The sequence below is a fragment of the Paraburkholderia sp. J11-2 genome, assembly GCF_905220185.1.
Lineage (GTDB): Bacteria > Pseudomonadota > Gammaproteobacteria > Burkholderiales > Burkholderiaceae > Paraburkholderia.
This window is the reverse complement of sequence record NZ_CAJMYY010000004.1, coordinates 20,119-43,566: the sequence shown is the minus strand read 5'-3', so window position 1 is coordinate 43,566 and position 23,448 is coordinate 20,119. Positions and strand designations below refer to the sequence as shown.

The 23,448-nt window shown below is 65.5% G+C and carries 21 protein-coding genes; 10 read left to right on the top strand and 11 right to left on the bottom strand.

The features are described from left to right. Positions 1 to 7 precede the first annotated feature (7 nt). The 3 genes from U5A57_RS06805 to U5A57_RS06795 are packed head-to-tail and all read left to right on the top strand — an operon-like array spanning position 8 to position 4,248. Entirely contained in the window at positions 8 to 1,147 is a 1,140-nt protein-coding gene (locus tag U5A57_RS06805; protein WP_321909289.1) for an HlyD family secretion protein, read from the top strand. Further along, a complete protein-coding gene (locus U5A57_RS06800; RefSeq protein WP_321909288.1) occupies positions 1,080 to 2,726 on the top strand; it encodes an MDR family MFS transporter in 1,647 nt (548 codons plus the stop codon). The genes U5A57_RS06805 and U5A57_RS06800 overlap by 68 nt, the downstream gene beginning before the upstream one ends. 16 nt (positions 2,727 to 2,742) lie before the next feature. Further along, entirely contained in the window at positions 2,743 to 4,248 is a 1,506-nt protein-coding gene (locus U5A57_RS06795; RefSeq protein WP_321909286.1) for an efflux transporter outer membrane subunit, read from the top strand. On the opposite strand, the gene kdgR is transcribed toward U5A57_RS06795, so the two are convergent. The 3 genes from kdgR to kduI form a co-directional block, all read right to left on the bottom strand. Then, the gene (gene kdgR, locus U5A57_RS06790; RefSeq protein WP_321909284.1) at positions 4,245 to 5,066 is read right to left on the bottom strand and encodes a DNA-binding transcriptional regulator KdgR; all 822 of its coding nucleotides are present in this window, start codon (positions 5,064 to 5,066) and stop codon (positions 4,245 to 4,247) included. The two genes, U5A57_RS06795 and kdgR, sit on opposite strands and share 4 nt — an antisense overlap. Before the next feature lie 127 nt (positions 5,067 to 5,193). Further along, positions 5,194 to 5,964, bottom strand: a complete 771-nt coding sequence (gene kduD / locus U5A57_RS06785) for a 2-dehydro-3-deoxy-D-gluconate 5-dehydrogenase KduD (RefSeq protein ID WP_321909282.1) — start codon at positions 5,962 to 5,964, stop codon at positions 5,194 to 5,196. Positions 5,965 to 6,007: 43 nt separating this feature from the next. Then, complete coding sequence (gene kduI, locus U5A57_RS06780) at positions 6,008 to 6,844, bottom strand: 5-dehydro-4-deoxy-D-glucuronate isomerase (RefSeq protein ID WP_321909280.1); 837 nt, start codon at positions 6,842 to 6,844, stop codon at positions 6,008 to 6,010. Between the two features lie 289 nt (positions 6,845 to 7,133). On the opposite strand from kduI, the gene kdgT reads away from it, so the two are divergent. Further along, positions 7,134 to 8,150, top strand: a complete 1,017-nt coding sequence (gene kdgT / locus U5A57_RS06775; protein ID WP_321909278.1) for a 2-keto-3-deoxygluconate transporter — start codon at positions 7,134 to 7,136, stop codon at positions 8,148 to 8,150. 51 nt (positions 8,151 to 8,201) lie between these two features. On the opposite strand, the gene U5A57_RS06770 is transcribed toward kdgT, so the two are convergent. Together U5A57_RS06770 and U5A57_RS06765 are read right to left on the bottom strand one after the other, a co-directional pair. Continuing rightward, positions 8,202 to 8,744 carry a cytochrome b gene (locus tag U5A57_RS06770; protein WP_321909276.1) on the bottom strand — a complete coding sequence of 181 codons (543 nt, stop codon included), beginning with the start codon at positions 8,742 to 8,744 and terminating at the stop codon, positions 8,202 to 8,204. Further along, positions 8,741 to 9,799: a catalase family peroxidase gene (locus U5A57_RS06765; RefSeq protein WP_321909274.1), complete on the bottom strand. Its 1,059-nt coding sequence runs from the start codon at positions 9,797 to 9,799 to the stop codon at positions 8,741 to 8,743. The genes U5A57_RS06770 and U5A57_RS06765 overlap by 4 nt, the downstream gene beginning before the upstream one ends. A gap of 224 nt (positions 9,800 to 10,023) precedes the next feature. Between U5A57_RS06765 and U5A57_RS06760 the strand changes: the two genes are divergently transcribed. Next, a complete protein-coding gene (locus U5A57_RS06760; protein ID WP_321909272.1) occupies positions 10,024 to 10,422 on the top strand; it encodes a GFA family protein in 399 nt (132 codons plus the stop codon). A 32-nt stretch (positions 10,423 to 10,454) separates the two neighbouring features. Here the strand turns inward: U5A57_RS06760 and U5A57_RS06755 are convergent, their stop codons facing one another. Both U5A57_RS06755 and U5A57_RS06750 read right to left on the bottom strand, forming a co-directional pair. After that, positions 10,455 to 11,897, bottom strand: a complete 1,443-nt coding sequence (locus U5A57_RS06755) for an NAD-dependent succinate-semialdehyde dehydrogenase (RefSeq protein ID WP_158760264.1) — start codon at positions 11,895 to 11,897, stop codon at positions 10,455 to 10,457. 200 nt (positions 11,898 to 12,097) lie between these two features. Beyond that, positions 12,098 to 14,338: a TonB-dependent receptor gene (locus tag U5A57_RS06750; protein WP_321909270.1), complete on the bottom strand. Its 2,241-nt coding sequence runs from the start codon at positions 14,336 to 14,338 to the stop codon at positions 12,098 to 12,100. 83 nt (positions 14,339 to 14,421) lie between these two features. Between U5A57_RS06750 and U5A57_RS06745 the strand changes: the two genes are divergently transcribed. Further along, on the top strand, positions 14,422 to 14,640 hold the full coding sequence (locus U5A57_RS06745; RefSeq protein WP_321909269.1) for a hypothetical protein: 219 nt from the start codon (positions 14,422 to 14,424) through the stop codon (positions 14,638 to 14,640). On the opposite strand, the gene U5A57_RS06740 is transcribed toward U5A57_RS06745, so the two are convergent. Further along, the gene (locus U5A57_RS06740; RefSeq protein ID WP_321909268.1) at positions 14,637 to 16,766 is read right to left on the bottom strand and encodes a phosphocholine-specific phospholipase C; all 2,130 of its coding nucleotides are present in this window, start codon (positions 16,764 to 16,766) and stop codon (positions 14,637 to 14,639) included. The two genes, U5A57_RS06745 and U5A57_RS06740, sit on opposite strands and share 4 nt — an antisense overlap. A gap of 161 nt (positions 16,767 to 16,927) precedes the next feature. Here U5A57_RS06740 and U5A57_RS06735 point away from each other — a divergent pair, with 161 nt between their 5' ends. After that, on the top strand, positions 16,928 to 17,236 hold the full coding sequence (locus U5A57_RS06735; RefSeq protein ID WP_321909266.1) for a hypothetical protein: 309 nt from the start codon (positions 16,928 to 16,930) through the stop codon (positions 17,234 to 17,236). A 252-nt stretch (positions 17,237 to 17,488) separates the two neighbouring features. Here U5A57_RS06735 and U5A57_RS06730 read toward each other — a convergent pair whose 3' ends face one another. Then, on the bottom strand, positions 17,489 to 17,836 hold the full coding sequence (locus U5A57_RS06730) for a DUF1330 domain-containing protein (protein WP_321909264.1): 348 nt from the start codon (positions 17,834 to 17,836) through the stop codon (positions 17,489 to 17,491). 164 nt (positions 17,837 to 18,000) lie between these two features. On the opposite strand from U5A57_RS06730, the gene U5A57_RS06725 reads away from it, so the two are divergent. After that, positions 18,001 to 18,219 carry a hypothetical protein gene (locus U5A57_RS06725; protein ID WP_321909262.1) on the top strand — a complete coding sequence of 73 codons (219 nt, stop codon included), beginning with the start codon at positions 18,001 to 18,003 and terminating at the stop codon, positions 18,217 to 18,219. A 67-nt stretch (positions 18,220 to 18,286) separates the two neighbouring features. Here U5A57_RS06725 and U5A57_RS06720 read toward each other — a convergent pair whose 3' ends face one another. Beyond that, a complete protein-coding gene (locus tag U5A57_RS06720) occupies positions 18,287 to 20,407 on the bottom strand; it encodes a tetratricopeptide repeat protein (RefSeq protein ID WP_321909261.1) in 2,121 nt (706 codons plus the stop codon). Between U5A57_RS06720 and U5A57_RS06715 the strand changes: the two genes are divergently transcribed. Continuing rightward, positions 20,406 to 20,609 carry a hypothetical protein gene (locus U5A57_RS06715; RefSeq protein WP_321909259.1) on the top strand — a complete coding sequence of 68 codons (204 nt, stop codon included), beginning with the start codon at positions 20,406 to 20,408 and terminating at the stop codon, positions 20,607 to 20,609. The genes U5A57_RS06720 and U5A57_RS06715 overlap by 2 nt on opposite strands. A 115-nt stretch (positions 20,610 to 20,724) precedes the next feature. Beyond that, positions 20,725 to 22,101 (top strand): LLM class flavin-dependent oxidoreductase, encoded by a 1,377-nt coding sequence (locus tag U5A57_RS06710; protein ID WP_321909257.1) that lies wholly within the window; start codon positions 20,725 to 20,727, stop codon positions 22,099 to 22,101. 153 nt (positions 22,102 to 22,254) lie between these two features. Here the strand turns inward: U5A57_RS06710 and U5A57_RS06705 are convergent, their stop codons facing one another. Then, positions 22,255 to 23,319, bottom strand: a complete 1,065-nt coding sequence (locus U5A57_RS06705) for an alcohol dehydrogenase (protein ID WP_321909825.1) — start codon at positions 23,317 to 23,319, stop codon at positions 22,255 to 22,257. Positions 23,320 to 23,448: the final 129 nt, after the last annotated feature.

The window sequence follows — 23,448 nt, the reverse complement described above, 5'->3', positions numbered from 1 at the left end:
CAACAATATGTCTACGACTGCAGGCGCGCCCGGACGCGATGTGCCGGACGCCGCCACCGCGCCCGCGCGAAGCGGCGCGAAACGAACGATTCTGATCCTGCTGGGACTCGCGGCGCTCGTCGCCGCGGCGGTGTGGCTTGGCCACTGGTGGGTTGTCGGGCGCTTCATCGAATCCACCGACGACGCCTATCTGCAGGCCGACAGCGTGACGATCGCGCCGAAGGTGAGCGGCTACGTCACCGATGTCTACGTGGCCGACAACCAGGCCGTGAAGGTGGGTGATCCGCTCGTGAAGCTCGACGCGCGCCAGTATCAGGTCGCGCTCGACCAGGCGCAGGCCACTGTCGACGCGCGCACGGCTGACATCGAGCATGCGCAAGCGCAGATTGAGCAGCAGCGGGCGAACGTCGTTCAGGCACAGGCGCAGCAGGAAGTCGCCCAGGTGAGCCTGCGCCACGCGAACGACGAAGTGGCGCGCTACGCACCGCTCGCGGCCACCGGTGCGGAAACGACCGAGCGGCTGGCCGAACTCAAGAGCGAACGCGACAAGGCGCAGGCCACGCTCGCCGCCGACGCTGCCGCCGTCACGTCCGCCCGCTCGCAGATCTCGGCGGTGAACGCCCAACTTTCGCAGGCGCGCGCGCAGCTCGAAGCGGCGCGTGCGAGTGCCGCGCAGTCGCAACTCGACCTCGACAACACGGTGGTGAAGAGCGCGCTTGCGGGCCGCGTGGGCGACCGCAGCGTGCGCGTGGGCCAGTACGTGCAGCCGGGCACGCGCATGCTGACCGTCGTGCCGGTGCAAAGCACTTACCTCACAGCGAACTTCAAGGAAACGCAGATTGGCCGCATGCGCGCGGGCCAGCCCGTGGAACTGCATGTCGACGCGCTGCCTGGCCACACGCTGCACGGCGTGGTGGACAGCTTCTCGCCGGGCACGGGTGCGCAGTTCGCGCTCTTGCCGCCGGAGAACGCCACCGGCAACTTCACGAAAATCGTGCAGCGCGTGCCGGTGCGCATCCGCCTCGAAACCGGGCCGGAAACGCGCAGCGTATTGCTGCCGGGCATGTCGGTGACGGTCGATGTCGACACGCGCTCCGCGCGCGAGGACGACCGCCGTATCGATCAAGAGAACCACCGTGGCGAATAAGGCTACGGCAGCAGTGCCGCATCCGCATGGCGAGCGCGCGAGTGTAGCCGACTGGATCGCCGTGGCGGCGGGCGCGCTCGGCGCGTTGATGGCGACGCTCGACATCTCGATCACGAACTCGGCGCTGCCGCAGATCCAGGGGCAAATTGGCGCGACGGGCACCGAAGGCACGTGGATCTCCACGGGCTATCTGATGTCCGAGATCGTGATGATTCCGCTCGCCGCGTGGCTCACGCGTGTATTCGGACTGCGTAATTTCCTGCTGGCGAACTCGGCGCTCTTCATCGCTTTTTCGATGATGTGCGGCTGGTCGAACACGCTTGGCATGATGATCGCAGGGCGCATTGGCCAGGGCTTCACTGGGGGCGCGATGATCCCGACCGGCCAGACCATCATCCGCACGCGCCTGCCGCTTTCGCAGCTGCCCGTGGGCATGACGGTGTTCGGCCTGATCGTGTTGCTCGGCCCGCTGCTCGGGCCAGTCGTGGGCGGCTGGCTCGCGGAGAACATCAGCTGGAGCTGGTGCTTCTTCATCAACCTGCCGGTGTGTCTCGCGCTCATCACGCTGCTGATCGTCGGGCTCGAACCCGACCGGCCGCACTGGGAATCCTTTCTCAAGGCGGACTGGCTCGGCATTATCGGCTTGGCGGTGGGGCTTAGCTCGCTGACCGTCGTGCTCGAAGAGGGGCAGCGCGAACGCTGGTTCGAGTCGCACTTCATCGTCACGCTCACGTGGGTCACGCTCGCGGGCATGGCGCTCATCGCGCTTTCACAGTTCACCGCGAAAAGGCCCATTCTGCGCCTCTCGCTCATGCGCAATCCGCGTTATGCGAGCGTGATCATCATCGTGTTCGCGGTGGGGGCCGGGCTTTACGGCATTTCGTACCTGCTGCCGCAGTTTTTGAGCCTCGTGGCCGGCTACAACGCCCAGCAGTCAGGCGCGATCATGCTGCTTTCGGGGCTGCCCGCGTTCCTCGTCATGCCGATCTTGCCGCGCTTGCTGGGCAAGGTGGATTTCCGCATCCTGGTCGTGTCCGGTCTGTTGCTCTTCACGCTGAGCTGCATGCTCGACATTTCGCTCACGGCGCAGAGTGTGGGCCACGATTTCGTGTGGTCGCAGCTCGTGCGCGGCGTGGCGCAGATGCTCGCGATGATGCCGCTCAACCAGGCTTCGATGGCGGCGGTGTCGCGCGAAGATTCCGGCGACGCGGCCGGGCTCTACAACATGGCGCGCAACCTGGGCGGCTCGGTCGGCCTTGCGATCATCGGCACGCTCATCGACCGGCGCGAGGCTTTTCATAGCGCCGTGCTGCGCGAATCGCTGAGTGCCAATTCGATCATCGGCCAGGAGCGTGTGGCTTCGAGCGCGGCCAGCTGGTTCACGCAGACAGGCGACATGGCGCACTCGCAAATGCAGGCGCTCGGCCAGATTGCGGCGCAGATCTCGCAGCAATCGATGGTCATCACGTACTCCGAAACATTCTGGGTGCTCGGCATCGCACTGGCGGCATGCGTGCCGCTCGCGCTCCTGCTCAAGAAGCCGCAGCCCGGCGCGCAAGCGCCGTCCGGCGGCCACTGAAGATTATCTCTGACTCATGACGGCAACCCGTTACTCCCGTTTTCCCTATACCGCGTTGAGCGTGCTCGCTGCCGCCTGCGCGCTGGCCGCTTGCACCGTGGGCCCCGACTATCGCGGCGCACCGGCCGTAGCGCCCGAAGCGGCGAATTCCGCGTCGTTCATGCGCACACCGGCGCAAGGCGTGACACCCGCGCGTGCGCCGAGCCAATGGTGGCTCGCACTGAACGACCCGCAACTGAATACGCTGATCGAAGCAGCGCTCGTCCACAATCCCGATGTGCGCGCGGCGCAGGCGCGTTTGCGCGCCTCACGCGCGCAACTGCAGCAGCAACGCGCCGCCGAACTGCCGAAGGTCGGCGCAAGCGCGGCGGCGATCCGCATGCGCGAGCCGAACCTGAGCGCATTGACGTCGGGCAGCAGCTCGGGGCAGAGCGGTTCTTCGGGCGGCGGCCCGATCACGTTCTACACGGCAGGCTTCGACGCGTCTTGGGAAATCGACCTGTTCGGCGGCACGCGCCGCGCCGTGGAAGCGGCGAGCGACGAGGCCGATGCCGTGAACGCCGATCTTGCGGACACCCAGGTATCGCTGGCCGCCGAAGTCGCACAGGCCTACATCGACCTGCGCGACGAGCAGCAGCGCCTCGCCATCGCGCAGCACACGGCGCAACTGCAGCAGGAGATGCTCACGCTCACCGAGCAGCGCCGCGCAGGCGGCACCGCCGCCGAAGTCGACGTGGAGCGGCTCACCACGCAGGTGGAAAACACGCGCTCCACCCTTACGCCGCTCGCGGCGCAAGTGGAAATATCGCTGGATCAGCTGGCGGTGCTCACGGGCAAGGCGCCTGGCGCGCTGGACGCGGAGCTTGCCACGGCGCAGCCGCTGCCCACGCTGCCCGCAAGCGTGCCGGTGAGCGATCCCACCACGATGCTCGCGCAGCGCCCCGACATTCGCGCGGCGGAGCGGCGTCTCGCCTCGAGCAACGCGCAGATCGGCGAGCACGTAGCGGACTTCCTGCCCAAGCTCACGCTGTTCGGCGACCTCGGCTTTTCGGCGGCGGAGCCGGGCCACCTGTTCCGCAAGAACAATTTCAGCTGGGTAGGGGCGCCGTATCTGCAGTGGAACCTGTTCGACTTCGGGCGCACGTTGGGCGCGGTGCGGGGCGCAGAAGCGTCGCGCGACGAAGCCGAAGCGCGCTACGAAAAGGCCGTGCTCGCGGCGCTGCAGGATGCAAACGCTTCGCTCTCGCGCTATGGCTATCAGCGCGAGCATCTCGTGACCTTGCAGAAAGTGCAGGTTTCCGCCGAGCGTTCCGCGACGCTCATGCGCCAGCGTTATCGCGCCGGGGCGTCGAGCCTCGTCGATCTGCTCGACACGCAGCGCACGGAATTCACCGCGCAGCAGAACGTGGTGTCGGGCCAGGCCGATCTGCTCAAGGACTTCGTATCGCTGCAGAAGAGCCTGGGTCTCGGCTGGCAGACCACGACGACGGCCACGGCCGCTGCAGGGGCAACGCCGGGCTAACCGGGTTCGGCGCTCGCATGCTCGTGCGCGGCCGGCTCGCAATAGCCGAGCCGCGCCGAGATCGCCGCGCCCGCGCGCTTGAGCAGGGCGACATAGTGCGCTTTCGTGTCCGCGCCGCAGCGCATGGTCGGAAACGAGATCGAGAGGCCGGCGATCACATGCCCGAAGCGGTCGAACACCGGCACGGCCAGGCACTGCAAACCCTCTTCCTGTTCCTCGTTGTCTTCGCCATAGCCTTGTTCGCGCACGTGCGGGAGTATGTTCAGCACCGCGTCGGCGGAAGTCAGCGTTTTTTGCGTCGACTTTCTGAATTCCAGATGCGAGAGCGTTTTCTGCGCGTTGGCGGGCGGCATGAACGCGAGCAGCACCTTGCCGATGGCCGTGCTATGCAGCGGATTGCGCCTGCCGATGCGCGACTGCATGCGCAGGCCGTAATCGCAGTCGATCTTGTGGATGTAGATGATTGCGTCTTCGTCGAATGCGCCGAGGTGCACCGCTTCGCGCGTGGCCTGCGCGATACGCCGCATTTCGATGTCGGCCTCGCGCACGAGGTCCACGCTTTCGAGCGCCTTCGCGCCCAGTTCGAACAGCCGGATCGTCAGACGATAGCGGTCGGTTTCGACTTCCTGCGCGACATAGCCTAGCGCCTTCAGCGTTTGCAGTACGCGGTGCACGGTGGTTTTGGAAAGCGCGAGGCGCTGCGAAAGCTCGCTGATGCCGATCGGCCCCTTCTCGCCGAGCGCGCCGAGGATCGCGAACACGCGGCCGATCGACGAGACCGATTCGCCTTTTTCCGTGCTGCTGTCCGTTTCGTTCATTGCGTGCTCCTGTGCGCCGCGCTGCCCCATACCCGAATTTGCTGCTTTTTCTACGCTTGCCGCCATTGTTGCTGGTCCCTGTGACTCTCTGATGGGAGCATACCGCGTCCCACGCGCGCCGCGCGGACTAGCGCGCAAGCCAGCCGCCGTCCACGGCGAGCGTGTGGCCGTGCACGTAATCCGACGCCGCCGAGGCGAGAAACACCACGGGCCCCGCGAGATCGTCCGGTGCGCCCCAGCGGGCGGCGGGAATGCGGTTGAGGATCTCGCCGTTGCGTTGGGCGTCGTCGCGCAACGCGGCGGTGTTCGCGGTCGCCATATAACCGGGCGCGATCGCGTTCACGTTGATGCCGTGCGCGGCCCATTCGTTCGCGAGCAGGCGCGTGAGGCCCAGCACGCCGCTTTTCGAGGCCGTATAGGAAGCGACGCGAATGCCGCCCTGAAACGACAGCATCGACGCGATATTGATGATCTTGCCGCCGCTGCCCTGCGCGACGAACTGGCGCGCCGCCGCCTGGGCGAGAAAGAACACGCTCTTGAGATTGACGTCCATGACGGCGTCCCAGTCGTCCTCGCCGAAGGTGAGGGCGTCATCCCGGCGAATCACGCCGGCATTGTTCACGAGGATGTCGACCCGTCCACAGGCTTCGACCGCTGCGTGCACGATGTCCTCCACCGGCGCGATCGAACCGAGGTCGGCACGCACGTCGACGAAGCGGCGTCCCAGGGCCTCGACGCGTGCAGGCGTGTCGCCGGGCCCGGCGCGGCAAACGCCGACGACGTCGCAACCGGCCTGTGCGAGTGCGAGCGCCATGCCGGCGCCGAGCCCCGTGTTGCTGCCGGTGACGATGGCGATCTTGCCGCTGAGATCGAATGGATTGAACGTGCTGGATGCCATGAGTGCGCGGGCCTCGTATCGTGGATCTATGCCAGAGCGTGGTTCAGCGCAGGTCGCGTTCCGCAAGATGGTCCATGTCGCCGAACACCTGGTTCTCGCCGACCATGCCCCAGATGAACGTATAGGCGCGCGTGCCGACACCCGAGTGAATCGACCAGCTCGGCGAGATCACCGCCTGCTCGTTGTGCACGAGGATGTGCCGCGTTTCATGCGGCTCGCCCATCATGTGGAAGACCGCGGCGTCGTCGGCCACGTTGAAATAGAAGTACACCTCCATGCGCCGCTCGTGCGTGTGGCACGGCATGGTGTTCCAGAGGCTTCCGGGTTCGAGTTGGGTCATGCCCATCGAGAGCTGGCAGGTAGGCAGCACCTCGGGCACGATGAACTTGTAGATCGTGCGGCGGTTGCTCGTGGCGGCTTCGCCGAGTGTTTGCGGAGACGCTTCGGATAACGAAATGGTACGTGTGGGGTATGCGGTATGCGCGGGTGCGCAATTGAGGTAGAACTTCGCGGGCCGCGCCGGATCGTCGCTGCCGAATGCGACCGCCTGTGCGCCCTTGCCGATATAGATCGCCTCCTCGTTGCGCACCGTGTGGCGCACGCCATCCACGTCGACCCAGCCGTCGCCGCCAATATTGATCGCGCCCAGTTCGCGCCGCTCCAGCAGATAGCTCACGCCGATCGACTTGCCGAGCGCGGCGCTCACCTCGACCGCGCGCGTGGCCGGAAAAGCGCCGCCCACAATGATGCGGTCCACGTGGCTGTAGGTGAGTTTCAGCGCATCGGGTTCGAATACCTGTTCGATCAGGAACTCGCGACGCAATCCCGCCGTGTCGAGCGTCTTCGCGTAGTCGCTGTTGAGGCTTTGTCTGACTTCCATGCCATGTCTCCGTTGGATGGGCGGCGCGCCGTCTCTCGTGGACTATAGTGCAGATTCACATTTTCGGAACGTCGGTCCGGAAATGTTGCGACGCCGTAGCACGCTTGGCAAGCGGTCTGCCCAGATAGTGAATCATTCGCGGGTAAACGTTGATGATTTTCGGCTCAAAAATCGGAACAGCGTTCCTTTCGCGCTGCTATCCTGTTTCCGGAAAGGGAGCACCGCGAGAAAAAGCCGGGCGCACCAACGTGCCGATCCGGCAACCGGATGCAAGGTCCACGGAGGAGACATGAAGCTGAAGAAGGCGATAGACCGCATACCCGGCGGCCTGATGCTGGTGCCGCTGCTGCTCGGCGCCTGTGTTCACACGTTCGCGCCAGGCGCTGGCAAGTACTTTGGTTCGTTCACCAATGGATTGATCACCGGCACCGTGCCGATTCTCGCGGTGTGGTTCTTCTGCATGGGCGCGACCATCGACCTGCGCGCCACCGGCACCGTGCTGCGCAAGTCCGGCACGCTGCTCGTCACGAAGATGATCGTGGCCTGGATCGCCACGCTGGTCGCCGCGCGTTTCATCCCGATTGACGGCGTGAAGACCGGGCTCTTCGCCGGGCTCTCGGTGCTCGCCATCACGACGTCGATGGACATGACCAACGGCGGTCTCTATGCGGCCGTGATGCAGCAATACGGCACGAAAGAAGAGGCGGGTGCGTTCGTGCTGATGTCCGTCGAGTCGGGGCCGCTCGTGAGCATGCTCATTCTCGGCGCGACCGGTGTGGCCTTTTTCGAGCCGCGGCTTTTCGTGGGCGCCGTGCTGCCGTTTCTGGTCGGGTTTGCGTTAGGCAATCTCGACAGCGATCTGCGCGAACTGTTCGGCCGCTGCGTGCATCCGCTCATTCCGTTCTTCGGCTTTGCGCTTGGCAACGGCATCGATCTGAACGTGATCGTCACGAGCGGAATTCCGGGCGTGGTGCTCGGGCTTGGCGTGATCGTCGTGACCGGTATTCCGCTGATTCTCGCCGACCGGCTGATTGCGGGCGGCAACGGCGCGGCGGGCCTCGCGGCTTCGTCCACGGCGGGCGCGGCGGTCGCGAATCCGGCCATCATCGGAGAGATGATTCCGAGTTTCAAGCCGCTCGTGCCGGCGGCAACCGCCATGGTCGCCACCGCCTGTCTTGTGACGGCGATCCTCGTGCCGATGCTCACGGCACTGTGGGTGCGTCGCCGAAGCGCGCGCGATGCGCTGCTTCAGGAACTCATGGAACCGCCCGTGCCGCCAGTGGCCGGACGCGACGCTCACATTTGATGTAAAGGCGAGGTTCCCGCGCGCGGGAACCTCGCTTCGTCCACGTAGCGCTCAGCGCACTTCGCCACGCGCCATGCTGGCGAGCACGCCGTCGCGGCGAATGAGCGCGTGAAAGAGCGCAGCCCCCAGATGTAGCAAAACGGTCGCGTAGAGCGCCATGGCAAGCCATGTATGCGCGGCGCGCAGCCAGGCGTAGAGCGTCACGTCGTGCGGTACGATGGGCGGCAGGTGCACGCCGCCGAACATCACGATGGGATAGCCGCCTGCGGACAGCATCGACCAGCCGATCAGCGGCATCGCGATCATCAACGCATAGAGCGCGAGATGCGAAGCGTGCGCGCCAAGGCGCTGCCAGATCGGCAGATCGGCGGGCAACGCCGGCGCACCGCGCGTGAGCCGGACGTAGAGGCGCAGCAGCACGAGCGCAAGCAGTGCGATGCCTAGCGGCCGGTGGAGCGCGAGCAGGGTGTCATGCAGCCGCGAGACCGTCGCGACCATCCCCACGCCCACGAACAGCATCGTGACGATCAGGACTGCCATCGACCAATGCAGAAGGCGCTGGAGTGCGCTGAAGTGTTGGCCCGGTTGTTTCATGGCTGCGCGCCTCCATGCGATTGCGCGAGGTTGGCTTCCTCATGCGTGCGTCGATTGAACGAAACGGAATACGCTGCCGAGCGGGCGGCGAGCAAGGGATCGTCGGAAGGCTTCAGGCCGTTGGGCAGGATGGTCGGATCGTAGTTCACGTCGCGGCACATACCATTCGCCTGCGGTTCGGCGCTCTGCAATACCAGTGTGCCGGCGTCGATTTGCTGGCGGTCTGCGGGCCATCCCTGCGTGGCGTCGTTCGTGGGGTCGCCGGGTGCGGCGACCGTGAGCACCAGATGCCAGCGTAGCGGGCCCGCTGCGAAACGCGTGAAAAAGTCGTCGGCGAGGAAGTTCGGATCGGCTTTTTCTGCGGGTGTTTGCGGTGCATAGGCCACTTCGGGCACGGTCTGCCAGCGCACGGCGCGCTGGTTGCCTGCGGCATCGGTTGCAATGAATGCGTTGACGCTATAGAACGCTGTGTTCGCGAAACTGGAGGAGGGCGGGTTCGCCTTCAGCCAGTTGCGGAACGGCAGCGTTTCCGGGTTCGCCTGGAAGAAGGCGTCGAGTTTCGCGGGGTCGGGCTTGCCCGTTGCCGGGTCGGGTTTCGAGGCGACCAGCTGGCTATAGAACTGCTGCGGAGTGCGAACGATAAAGATGGGTACGGAATTCATGCCGGTGCGCCACTGCTCGCCATCCTGCTGTTGGAAGAGCAGCGCCATGCTGCGCACGGGCGTGCTCGCGTCGGGCGCGGCGGGGTTGCTGCCGGGAATGGCGAAGCGTCCGATCACGGGCGTGCGTCCGGGCGCGAACACGGCCGCTCGCGAGACTTGTGCGCCGTTGCCGTTGCTCTCGAACCAGCCTTCCACACAGAGCCCCTTGGCGTGATTGCGCCGATAGCCCGCATGGATGCCGTAGTTCGACTCGAAGGTATTGATGATATGCGGCGCGGTGAGGCGTTCCGGCGTGAGCCAGCCGGCCGTCCATGCAAATGCCGCGCCAGCGCAACCCACCACAGCCGCAATGGCCGCGAGCCGGCATGGCACGCAGATCGGGGCGCGGTTCACGGGCGTGCTCCCGTGCGCGCGTGCCGCAACGCGATCGAAAGCGAAAAGTGTGCGAGTGTGTGCATGATGGATCCAGTCGAGGGCGTGAAGGCCGTTACTGGCGTCAACAATACGTCATTGCGATTTATTCCGTGTGCGAAGTGAAATCGTGCAACGATGCTCGGGCGCGCTGTGATTACAGCGCTGAAAGCGGTGGTCACAATCGATGTGCAAAGGAGAGAGCGATGCTGACTGGCGGCTGTTTATGCGGCAAGGTCCGCTACCAGATCTCAGCTGCGCCGATTGGCAGCACGGTGTGCCATTGCGTGGATTGCCGGCGCGCCTCGGGTGCGCCGTTCGTCGGCTGGGTCAGCGTGCCGTGGAGTGCGTTCCGTCTAGTTGCGGGCGCAACGAAAACGCATGTATCCAGTCCGGGTGTGGAGCGCGCGTTCTGTGCGGACTGCGGCACGCCGCTCACCTACCGCCATGCGGCGTTCGCGGGCGAGATCGACGTGGCGACGGGCACGCTCGATCGTCCCGATGACGCGCCGCCCGAGCATCACACCTGGACCTCGCAAAAGCTGGCGTGGGTGCAACTCGCGGACGGCTTGCCACAATTTCCGCGTGCGCTTCCCGAGCCGTAAGCGGCCGGGAAGCGCGCTTCAACGAGAAGCGATCAACGATGTTCGGTAACGAACTTCGTGACGAGGTAGGCTTCCATCGCTTCGCTGCCGCCTTCCGAGCCGTAACCGGAATCCTTCACGCCGCCAAACGGCGTTTCCGGCAGGGCGAGGCCGTGGTGGTTGATCGACAGCATGCCGGTTTCCACGTCGTCGGAGAGTGCGGCCGAAGTCGCGCTCGAACGCGTGTAGGCATACGCGGCGAGACCGTACGGCAGACGGTTCGCTTCGGCGATCGCGTCCTTGTAGCTCGAGAAACGCGAGATCGGCGCGATCGGGCCGAACGGCTCTTCGTTCATGATGCGCGCCGAAAGCGGCACGTCGGTGAGCACGGTCGGGGCGAAGAAGTAGCCTTCGCGGCCCACGCGTTCGCCGCCCGTCAGCACCTTTGCGCCCTGTTCGCGCGCGTCGGCCACGAGGCGTTCCATTGCCGCGAGGCGGCGGTCGTTCGCGAGCGGGCCCATCTGCACGCCGTCTTCGAGACCGTTGCCGACCTTGATCGCGCGCGTGGTCGCAACGAAGTGCTCGACGAACTCGTCATACGCGGCGTCTTCCACCATGAAGCGCGTGGGCGAGATGCAGACCTGTCCCGCGTTGCGGAACTTCGCGCTCGCGAGCAGCTTGGCGGCGCGTGGAACGTCGGCGTCGGCGAACACGATGGCCGGGGCGTGGCCGCCCAGCTCCATCGTGGCGCGCTTCATGTGCTCGCCGGCCTTCGAGGCGAGCAGCTTGCCCACCGGCGTCGAGCCCGTGAACGAGATTTTGCGGATGGCCGGATGCGCGATCAGGTACGACGACACTTCCGCAGGCACGCCGAACACGAGGTTCAGCACGCCTGCGGGCAGGCCCGCGTCGGCGAACACCTTCACGAGTTCGGCGCAGCTGGCCGGCGTTTCTTCCGGTCCCTTGAGCACGACGGTACAGCCCGAGGCGAGCGCGGCCGACACCTTGCGCACGGCCTGGTTGAGCGGGAAGTTCCACGGCGTGAACGCGGCGACCGGGCCCACCGGCTCGCGCGTGACGATCTGGCGAACGGCGTCCGAGCGCGACGGGATCACGCGGCCATAGGTGCGGCGGCCTTCTTCGGCGAACCAGTCGATCGTGTCGCCGCCCGCGAGCGTTTCGAGCTTCGCTTCGCCAAACGGCTTGCCCTGTTCGCGCGTCATGATCGCGGCGATGTCGTCGGCGCGGTCGCGCAGCAGTTGCGCGGCGCGGCGCATGAGCTTGCTGCGCTCGAGCGGCGAAACCTTGCGCCATTCGCGGAACGCGCGCTCGGCCGCGGTGGCCGCATCGGACAGGTCCTGCTCGCTCGCGAGGCTCAGGCGGCCGATTTCCGCTTCGGTCGCGGGGTCGATCACAGCAATCGTCTTCGCGCCGGCGCGCCATGCGCCGTCGATGTAGATCTGGGTGTTGGGATAGGGCTTCACGCTGGAACTCATGATGGGACGATCCTTTTCAACGGTTCAACGACAGGCTCCCGCCGCGCGCACGGCAATGCGCGCAGGCGGGAGCCGGAAAATGCGGAGCGCCCATTGTGCCACTGGATCGCCGATGCTGCAGGGCGTGCAAAAGGAAAGGGCCCATGTCCGGAGACATTGGCCCTTTTTAACCCACACTATGAGAAAAGCGCGTCAGCCCGTCAAAATTCGAGCGTTGCGTTGGCAACGAAGGTGCGCGTGGCCGACGGCATCACGTAATAACCCCACGCCGCGGTCCAGTAGCGGCGGTTGAACAGGTTGTTCACGCCAGCGCGCAGCGTGACGTCCTTGCCGGCCACCTGGGTTTCGTATTTCGCGCTCAGGTCCCACGTCGTATAGGCGGAGACGAACTGCGTGTTCGCGGCATCGACGGCCATATTGCCGACATATTTGCCGCCGAACGCGACCGTGAGCGCGCGCAGGTACGACGGGTTGTACTCCACGCGGCCCGTGAGCGTGAAGCGCGGCGTGGCGTACACGCGCTTGCCTTCCACGCTCGGGTCGTCCACGTCCACGGCCTTTGCGTCGAGCCACATCACGCCGCCCAGCACGCGCCAGTCGTTGGCGACCTGCAGCCAGCCGCTCGCGTCCACGCCGTCGTAGCGCTTCGTGCCGCTCTGCACGAAGACGTTCGCCGTATTGGTGTACTCGTAGCCCTGATCGACGCGGAACAGCGCGAGGTTGGCGCCCCAGTCGCGATGGTCGGCCTTGAAGCCCACTTCGTACTGCTTGCTCTTGAGCGGGCCATAGGTCTGCGGATAGTTGGCATTCGTGTTGCTCGCCGCGCCGCCTTGCTGCAGGCCTTCGACATAGCTCGCGTAGAGCGTCGAATTCGGGTCGAGCTTGAACATGAGCGCGGCCGTTGGCGTAACCGGATTTGCGCTGTAGCTCGACGCCTGCGACTGATCGGGGTTGTAGGTGGTGTCGCGGAACTGCGTATAGCGCAGACCCAGCAGCGCGGAGAGGCGCGAAGTGAGTTGCACGGTGTCGCTCGCGTAGAGCGCGGTTTGCGTGGTGATCTCGTGGCGGTACAGGTTCTCGCCGATATGCACCGCGTCGTTCGTGAGCAGCGTGCTGCCGTAGATATTGCCGACGCCGAGGAAATAGCCGTCGTTCCAGCCTTCGCTGTTGTCGTATTCGTTTTGCTGCGACTGGTAGCTCGCGCCCACCACCACGTCATGCTTGAACGGGCCGGTGTTGAATGTGCCCTGCACGTTGGCATCGACGTTCTGATAGAAGTAGCGCGTCAACGCGGCATACAGCGTGTTGTAGTAGTCGCCTTGCGTGTTGAAGACGGAGAGCAGGCTGTCCGAGTTGTAGCGGTTTTCCTTGGCGAAGCGGTACTTGATGTTCGCGTGCCAGTTCTCGGAGAAGCGATAGTCGAGCCCCGTGCCGAACGAGGCGATCTCCGTTTCGTACCAGTTTTGCGGCTGCGTGAGCTGGCGCGTGACCTTGCTCGCGTCGGGAATGCCCAGCGGATTGCCGTTCTCGTCGGAGCCGAAGTAGATGCCGAACAGCGTGCCGGTGGTCTTGCGCTTCTGGTAGAACGCGTCGACCGTCCACGTGAGATCCGGCGTGATGCGGTAGTCGAGCGCAAGCGAGGCCACCTGGCGGCGCACGTGACCGTTCGCTTCGGCGGTGTTGCCGTCTTCGTTCACGAGATTGAGGCGATAGCCGAACTGCTTGTCCGGGCCGAAGCGGCCGCCCAGGTCGATCTTCTGGCTGAGCACGCCCGCCGACTGGTAGCCGATCGAAAAGCTGCGGTACGGGTCGTCGGTCGGTCGCTTGAGCACGTAGTTGACGATGCCGCCCGGGTTGGCGAAACCGTACATGAAGCCCGAAAGCCCCTTGAGCATCTCGACTTGCTCGAACTGTTCGAGCGAAAGCTCGGTGTCCCACGAGGGGAAGTTCTGCCCGTCCACCTTCACGCCGTTGAGCATGTCGACCGGCAAGCCGCGAATGCTGAACGCCGAGTTTTCGCCGGTCATGTTGTTGCCGACATCGGTCACGGCCGGGTCGTACTTGAAGAGGTCGTTGGCCGTGGAGGCGAGGCGATCCTTGCCTTCCTCCGTTGTCACCACGTTGGTCGAGAACGGCGTGTCCACCTGCCTGCGATTGCCGAGCGCGCCCGCGCTCACGCGATCGGGCGAGGCCGCCTGGCTGTCGCGCGCGGCGCTGACCTTGACGGTGGGCAGGGCCTGGGTGCTGCCGGTTTGCGTGCTGTCTTGCGTTTCGGCCTGGGCATTTTCCTGCGCCCAGCCAGGCGTGGAAAGCGTGATGAGCGTAACGCCGGCGCTGACCAGCAGCGCGGCGCTGAGTTGGGCACGGCGGGCGCGCGGAGCGCATGAACGGAAGCGAACGGTGTCGAGGCGGGAGCAGCGTGCGGCGGCAGGATTATGCATATTGTTCTGATGAATTGATCGCGACAGATGCGGCGGAAAGGTGGTCTTGATGCGTAACCGCCTTGAAAGCGTCCGGAATATTAATGCAAATGATTCGCATCTACAATAAAAAGCATAAAGCAACCCGTAAGGTTGCAAAATCGCCGCATCTTGAAGCGCCATTCCTTGCGCTTGCCGCACTTTTATGCGTTTCGGGCGGGGCAGCCCTACCGCAACGCCTTGGGCAGACAGGTAAAAAAAACGGCGCCCGAAGGCGCCGCAACAAGGGAAACAGAAAAGAAAACAGCTTGCGCTGGGCTTAGCTCAGCTTGGTGACCGGCGTGACGGCCGCGGGGTCGCTGATGCTCGGCCGGCCGTTCTCGACGTGTCCGGCGAAGCGCCAGGCGAACGTCGCATCGTCGCGGCTCGTGACCGTGAGGTCGTACCAGTGATGGCTCGAAGCGAGGATCCACGGCTCCTCGATGAAGCCGCCCGCCGGCACGACCACGTTGCGCTCGTGTGCGCCGTAGGCGTTGTCGGTCACGTTGAGGTGCGCGACGCTGGTCCCGGCGTTCGTGAACTTGAGGAAGAGGTTGCCGTTGGCCACGTCGTAGTGCGCCGTTACGGCAGGCGCCGGTGCGCGGCCGGACTTGCCCGGGCCCGATTGCGCGGCCGTGCCCGCGAAGCGGCGCACGAAGCCGTTCGGACCATGCACCTCGAACGCGTAGACGCCGTTCGTCGCGCTCAAGTCCCACGTTTCGTCGAGCGCCTTGCCGGCTTCGACCGTATAGCGCCACGGGCCGTCGCTGCGGTTCGTGCCGTACACGTAGAAGTGCGCGCCCTGGCGGCCCGTGTTCGCGAACGTGATCGAAAGCGTGTTGTTCTGCGCGTTGGCCTTCGCGTTCACATGCAGCTCGTAGGGCAGTGCGCGCGCGTAACGCACGCCGGGCTCCTGCGCGTCGATCGGCAGCGGCGTGGCCGGCACCGTGGGCGCCGAGTTGGCCGAGCACTGGTTGTCGGCGAGCGTCATGTAGTTGCTCGTGTCGGGCAGCGTGGGCATCGTGGCGTCGGGCGTGCGGAAGTCGAAGCACGTGGTGAGGTCGCCGCACACCGCGCGGCGCCATGCCGTGATGTTGGGCTCCTGCACGCCGAATCGCGCTTCGATGAAGCGGATCACCGAAGTATGGTCGAACACCTGCGAGCACACGAAGCCGCCCTTGGTCCACGGCGAGACGACCGTCATCGGCACGCGCGGCCCGAGGCCGTAGGGCAGGCCGTCGGCGGTGTACTTGCCGCCGCGCAGCGGGTTGACCACGTTGTGGATCTCGCCTTCCACGCTCACCGTCGACTTGCCCTGCGTGGACGTCGTGGGCGGTTGCGGCGGCACGATATGGTCGAAGAAGCCGTCGTTCTCGTCATACATGATGAAGAGCACGGTCTTGCTCCACACATCGGGGTTCGACGTGAGCGCTTCGATGATCTGCGAGGTGTATTCCGCGCCATAGGCCGGCGTGTACTTCGGGTGCTCCGAGAACGCCGCGGGCGGCAGCAGCCACGAGACCTGCGGCAAATTATTCTGGAGTACGTCGTTTTTCAGATCGGCGATCGTGCGCACCGTTTGCGCGCGCTGGTAGAGCGCGGAGCCCGGCTGCGCGTTGATGAAGTTCGCGAAGTTCTGCAGGATGTTCGTGCCGTAGTTGCCGTTCAGCGGGTCGCTGCCGTTCGTGCCCTGCTGATAGATCTGCCAGGAGATGCCGGCCGCCTGCAGGCGCTCGGGGTAGGTCGTCCACGAAAGCAGCTGGTAGGTGGGCGGCACGTCGCCGTCCACGTAGTCGTTGTTGTCGAGCAGCGGGCCGCCCATCGTGCCGGTCGGATCGACCATGCCGGTCATCAGATACGAGCGGTTCGGGTGCGTCGGGCCAGGCAGCGAGCAGAAGTAGTTGTCGCACACCGTGAACGCATCGGCCAGCGCGTAGTGGAACGGAATGTCCGCGCGCAGGTAATAGCCCATCGTCATGTCGGTCTTGTACTGCGGCCACTGGTTGTACAGGCCGTTGTTGATCGCGTACTGCGTGGGGTACCACGAGTGGTCGAGGTCGCCCACGCATTGCGCGCTCGTCTTGAACGTGTCGAGGTGGAACGGCAGCACGGGCTTCGTGGCATCTTCCTTCGAAGGCTGATACCACACCGGCAGGCCGCCCGGCAGCGGAATCGGCAGGCGGTCGTTATAGCCGCGCACGCCGCGCATATGGCCGAAGTAATGGTCGAACGAACGGTTCTCCTGCATGAACACGACGATGTGCTCGACATCGCGGATCGTGCCCGTGCGCGAATTGGCCGGAATGGCCAGCGCATTGCGGATCGATTCGGGAAGAACGGTCATCGCTGCGGCTGCGGCGCCCGACTGCGCGACGGTCTGCAGGAAACGGCGACGGCTGGTTGACGTCATTGTTGTTCACCTTTCTGCTTGAGGTTGGAGTGTCGTGCCCGACGGTGTACTGGCACAGGTGCACACAGGGTGCAGTGCTTCAATGGCTGGACGTTGCTGAACTGCTGGAGTCGCTGCCGTTGCTGGCCTGGGTCTGCGCGCTGTCTCCAGGCGCATAGCTCATGACCGGCGTGACCTGGTCGCTGTCGGCGGCGAGGCTGGCCCGCGCGCCTTGCGCGGGGTCGCTCGCGGTGTTCGCGGCGGGTGCCGCATTCGCGCCGTATGCGGGGATGGCGCTCGGGTTAGCCGAAGCGTTCGTCGATGCATTCGCCGACGTGTTCGCCGACGTGTTCGCCGACGTGTTCGCGTCGGGCGTCGGCAACGGCGTGATTCGCGCGCTATTGGCCAATGGCGATGGCGAAGGCGATGCCGTAGCGGCGCTCTGGCTTTCCGATGCATCCGGCGTCGATGAAGCTGCGGACGAGCCATAGCCCGGGCCGCATGCATCGAGCATGATGGTTGCGAGTACAACGATCGCCACGGTCGACAGGGTCGTCGACACGCGGTTGGGACGGCGTATTCTCATGTGCGCATCCGTTCTGTGGGGATGGGTCGCGCACAGTTTCGCTGTCGATGAAGAAAGAATTGTGAAACACGCGAAAACGTTTGCGAGCGATGAATTTGCTTTGCAAACGTGGCGCGCGAAAATCATTCGCCGCCGATTGGCGGCTAACGAAATGCTTTCACTTTGCGGGGCTGTTTTCGTGAGCGGGACGCAGCACGTCGGTCGCGCGATGCGGCATCTCGACCTGATCGATCAGGAACACTTCGCCGTGCGAGTGTTCCGCGCGCAGCGGCAGGATCGCCTGATAGGCGCTGGAGCGATACCACGCGCGCGCGATTTCGCGGCTCGCGAACTCGATCATGATGAGATCGCCGGAAAACTTGCCCTCGAGCCGCTCCACGCGCCCGCCGTGAATGATGAAGCGGCCGCCGAAAGGGGCAAGCGTGGCGTCGATCTTCTCCAGGTATTCGACAATCTCGGGGCAAGGTTCGACGTCGCGCAGATGGGCAATGGCGTAGGCGGTCATGGCAGGTCTCGTGAGCGTGAAAGGGTGGGCCAACGCTTGCGAGAATAGGGCGCGCAGGGCGGGGAATCGATTACCTGGGAGGTAATGCGGCCGCTGCGGCGGGGTAAAATACATGACCATCCACAGCCCGGATCGAGACGTTTTCGCTTTTCGTCACCGCCGCCATGAACCCGTCACCCGAGAATAAACCCGCGCGCAAGCCGCCGCCCAAGTGGCTGCTGAACACCCTCACGGCGCTCGTGGGCGTGCTCACGCTCGCGCTGGGTATTGGCTGGCTCATCTACAAGTGGGTGGTCGACCTGGAGGTACCGTACTTCGCCATTCCGCTCGTGATGTGCGTGCCGGTGATCGTCGCCGTGGCGTTCCGCAACATCTGGGATTGAGGCGCGCGAGCGCCTTGCTCGTCCCCCGAATCTCCGAGCCGCGTTTCAAACACGGTTCAAACACGGTTCAAACGCCAAAGCGCTCCGCACACGCCGCGCGCACGCGCTCCACAACGGCGCTCCATGCTTCGTTCATGCGCTGGCGGAACAGGCGCATCGTGCCTGGGTACCACGGCGAATCTTCGCGCTCGTGCATCCAGCGCCAGTCCAGATCGTATTGCGGCAGCAGCACCCAGCACGGCTTGCCGAGCGACGCCGCCAGATGCGCGGTAGACGTATCCACGCAAATCACGAGATCGAGCTGCGCGATGATCGCCGCCGTATCGACGAAATCGCGCACGTCGCTGCCGAGGTGCAGCAGCGGCAGGCTCGCAGGCGGATTCTGCGCTTCGTCTTCGCCCTGGCCTTTTTGCAGGCTCACGAACTGCGCCCCCGGGAGGTTCCACAGCGGAGCGAGCGCGGCAAGCGATGGCAGCGAGCGATGGGCGTCGTTGAAATGCTTCGGGTTGCCCTTCCAGACAATGCCGATGCGCGGGCCCGGCGCGAGCGTGGCGAGGCGCGCGCCCCAGTGTTCGACGAGCGCGGGCTCGGGCGTACAGGCGAGCGGCGCGGGGATCGTCTGAAGCGTCGTGCCCAGAAGGTGGGGCACGCTGATCGGGCTCACCCAGCAGTCGAACTGGCCGGCCGCTGCCGCACCGGCTTCATGGTCGAGCACGGCGTCGATGCCTTCCACGCCGCGAAAGAGCCGGTGCAGCGGCGGCTGGCAGGCGAATGCGACGTGCGCCGCGCCCTGCGCCTTGAGCACGCGCGCATAGCGCCCGAACTGCAGCATGTCGCCGAGGCCGTCTTCCTGCCACAGCAGCAGCGACTTGCCAGCGAGCGGTTCGCCCTGCCAGGCCGGGCACCGCAGCAGGCGTTGCGTTGCGTAATGCACGAAACCGGGCATCGTATAGCGGCATTCGTAGCGCGCGAAGCCTTCCTCGAAGCGCCCCATGCTGATGAGCAGCGTGGCGAGGCGGAATTTCGCGTCGCCGTATTCGGGGTTCGCATCGAGCGCGCGGCGGTAGCCGGCCTCCGCTTCGTCGAGCCGGCCGAATTCCTTGTGCAGGCTCGCGATATTGAAGTGCGCCTCGGCGAAATCGGGCCGCACGGCCACCGCCTCGTTGAGCACTTCGAGTGCTTCGCCGCGCCGCCCGAGCGCCATCAGCACGCAGGCGAGATTGTTATAGGCCTCCACGCGGCCCGGCAGGCGGCGCACCGTCTCGCGATACGCCGCTTCGGCCTCGGGCAGCCGCTCGAGCGTATGCAGCGCGACGCCGAGGTTGTAGTGCGCCTCGGCGTGGTTCGGCGCGAGTGCGAGCGCCTGGCGAAAGGCGGCTTCCGCTTCGGGCACGCGCTTGAGGTCGGTGAGCACGCAACCGAGGTTGTTGAGCGCATCGACGAAACCGGGGCGAATCTGCAATGCAAGGCGCGCCGCGAGTTCGGCTTCCGCGAGTTTGCCGGACGCCTTCAGCAGCATCGCGAGATTATTGAGCGCTTCCGGATACTGCGGCTGGATCAGCAGGGCCTGGCGAAAGGCGTCGGCGGCTTCGTCGCCGCGCGCCGCGTCACGCAGTAGTGCGCCCAGCGCGTTGTACGCCTTTGCATGGCGCCCATTCGCGGCGATGGCGGCGCGCAACGCGCTTTCGGCTTCTGTGTGGCGGTCTTGTCCTTGCAGCAGCAGGCCGAGGTTGTAGTGGGCGTCGGCGTGAGCTGGGCGGTGCGCGAGCACGGCGCGAAAGGCGGCTTCCGCTTCGGCGTGGCGGGCCTGGCGCTGCAGCACGACGCCGAGGTTGCTGCGTGCGTCGGCGTCGGCGGGCGTAAGCATCAGCAGCCGTTCATAGAGGGCCTCGGCTTGATCGAGTACGCCAAGCGCCGCAAAGAGCGCGGCGAGACCGCTATATGCCTGCGCGAAGTCTGGCTTTGCTGCGAGGCAGCGCTGCCACAGCGCCTCTGCGCGAGCCGCGTCGCCCATGCCCATTGCGCTCAAGGCCGCGAGATTGAGCGCCGGCGCGAGCGCCGCGTCGTCGGGCGGCGGGCCGATGTGCGGGTCGAGCAAGGCGAGGGCATCGGCAAAGCGGTGCGTTTCGCACAGCGCATTGGCTTCGCGCAGGAGGTCGTCGAGGGCGGGCGCGAGGGGCGTCGTCATGGTCACAGTGGAAATCGTCGGGGCCGGTGCGCGACGCCTGGGCGGCACGAACAATGGGGCAGTGTCGAGCTTACGACAGCTCGGGCTCAGGCAACGGCGCGAACTGAGCGCTTACGTTGCCGTTATTCAGCCGATCAAGCGTGCCGGGCGCGCAAGGCTTGCAGAGCGCTTGCAGGCGGGCGCGGGCGTGGGTGCATCGTAAGGCGCGCCGTTTTGCGCGCGCAGGCATATCGATGTGGCGATTTCTTCGTGGCGACAGGCCGCCGCGCGCAAGAGAATGAGCCGGGTCCTATTTCTCGCGCGCAACGCCTGTCATCATGAGCCAATCTGCTGGAACACGGCGCGGTCATCTGCGTCTCGGCGCTTTTCTCTATCCCACTGGCCACCATATCGCGGCATGGCGGCATCCGCATGCGAATGCCAACGCGGGCAGCGATTTTCGCCATTACGTCGACCTGGCGCGCATAGCCGAAGCCGCGAAATTCGATCTGGTCTTTCTCGCGGACGGCTCGGGCACACGCGGCGACAACACCGACTTCCTGAGCCGCACCGCGCACAGCTATGTCGCGCAATTCGAGCCGATCACGCTGCTTTCGGCGCTCGCGGCGGTCACGGAGCGCATCGGCCTCGTCGGCACGGCATCCACAACATTCAACGAGCCGTATCACATCGCGCGCAAGTTCGCTTCGCTCGATCACATCAGCGGCGGGCGCGCAGGGTGGAATCTCGTCACGTCGTCGAGCGAGCACGAGGCGCGCAACTTCGGCTTCGACGAGCATCTCGCGCATGCCACGCGCTACGAGCGCGCCGCCGAATTCGCGCACATCGTGGAAGGGCTGTGGGACAGCTGGGACGATGACGCTTTCCTGCACGACAAGGCCGCCGGCCGCTTCTTCGATCCCGCGAAGCGCCATGTGCTCGCGCATCGCGGCGAATTCTTCAAGGTGCGCGGGCCGCTGAACGTGGCGCGCGCGCCGCAGGGGCGGCCCGTGGTCGTGCAGGCGGGTTCTTCCGAGGCAGGCAAGGCGCTCGCCGCGCGTACGGCTGAAGTAATTTTCACCGCGCAGCAGAGGCTGGAAGACGCCGTGGCGTTCTACGCCGACGTAAAGGGCCGCATGGCGCAATACGGACGCGACCCGGGCGATCTGAAGATCATGCCGGGCGTGATGCCGATTGTCGGGCGCACCGAGGCTGAGGCGCGCGAGAAGTTCGAGGCACTGCAGGCGTTGATCGACCCGGCGGTGGGGCTCGCCATGGTGTCCACGTTGACGGGCGGCTTCGATCTATCGGGCTACCCGCTCGACGGCCCGATTCCCGAACTGCCGGAAACCAATGCGAGCAAGAGCCGCCAGGCGCTCACGCTGACGCTTGCGCGCCGCGAAAACCTGACGCTGCGCCAGTTGTACCTGCGTGTTGCAGGCGCGCGCGGGCATTGGCAACTGGTTGGGACACCAGAACAAATTGCCGATGCGCTCGAAGAGCGCTTCGTGAACTACGGCGCGGACGGCTACAACGTCATGCCCGCGCTGCTGCCCGACTCGCTCACCGATTTCGTCGAGCTCGTGTTGCCCGAACTGCGGCGGCGCGGTCTCTTTCGCAGCGAGTACGAGGGGCGCACGCTGCGCGAGCATCTCGGCTTGAAGCGGCCCGGCTCGCGACATGTGCGTGAAGAGGCGCTCGAGCCGGGCGTTTGATGCCGTTCGCGACAGTTTGATCGCGCTCATTCAAGGTGGAGTCAATCCGCAGCGCGTGTCGCGGCCAAGGCCGAAATGACCTGTGACCGGCGAGTCGCAACGCGTTGGCAGGCAAGCGCCCGCCGTTCACGGCGGCGCGCTTGCGCGCCATCATCAGGGCACCAGCACCTGGCGCCCGACCACCTTGCCCTGCACGAGCGCTTCGAACGCCTCGTTGATTTCCGTGAGCGGCCGCGTGGTGACCGGCGAGGGCTGCATCTTGCCTTCGCGCATCAACGTGACGAGTTCGCGCAACTCGGGCAGCGTGCCCACGTAGCTGCCTTCGATCTTTAGCGGCCGCATCGGGATGATGGGCAGCGAAAGCGTGAGGTCGCCGCCCATCAGGCCGACGATCACCACGTGGCCGCCGCGAGCGCACGAGTCGAGCGCGAGCTTGACGGTGGGCGTTGCGCCCACGAGGTCGAGCACCGCGCGTGCGCCGCCGCCCGTTGCCGCGACGACCTGCTGCACGGCGTCGTCCGCGCGCGCGTCGATGGCGGCGAGCGCGCCGGCCGCAAGCGCGGCTTCGCGCTTGGCGGGGTCCACGTCCACGACGATCGCGCCTTGCGCGCCCGTCGCCTTGAGCACTTCGAGGGCCATCATGCCAAGGCCGCCCGCGCCGATCACGACCACGGGGCCTTCGTGGATACGCGCGCCGAACTTCTTCACCGCCGAATACGTCGTCACGCCCGCGCACGCGAGCGGCGCGGCCTTCGCGGGATCGAGGCCGGCGAGGTCCACGAGATAGCGCGGGTGCGGCACGATCACGTAGTCGGCAAAGCCGCCGTCGCGCAGCACGCCGAGCGACTGCGGCTTCGCACAGATGTTCTCCTCGCCGCGCTTGCAGGCCGCACATTCGCCGCAGCCGATCCACGGATGCACGACGGCCGACGTGCCTGCTGCGAGCGCTTCTACTGCACCTTGCGCATCGGGGCCGAGCGCCACGACTTCGCCGGAGATTTCATGGCTCGGCGTGAGCGGCAGCTTGATGCCGCGGTCGGCGAGCGAGAGCTTCTTGCCGCCGCCCAGGTCGTAATAGCCTTCCCAGATGTGCAGATCGGAGTGGCACAGGCCCGCGGCCTTCACGCGCAACAAGACTTCGGTGCCCTTGGGTTCGGGCACGTCGCGCTCGACCAGTTCGAGCGGCTTGCCGTGATGGACAACGCAGTAACAGCGCATTTGCATCGATGTCTCCGTGAGTGTTGTGTACGACGGTCAGGCACAGCCAGGCGATTGCGATCCCTTCGCATCATAGCGGATGCGTTAGATATTCGTCCGACCGTTCTATTTCCCTTTGATTGAGCGGAG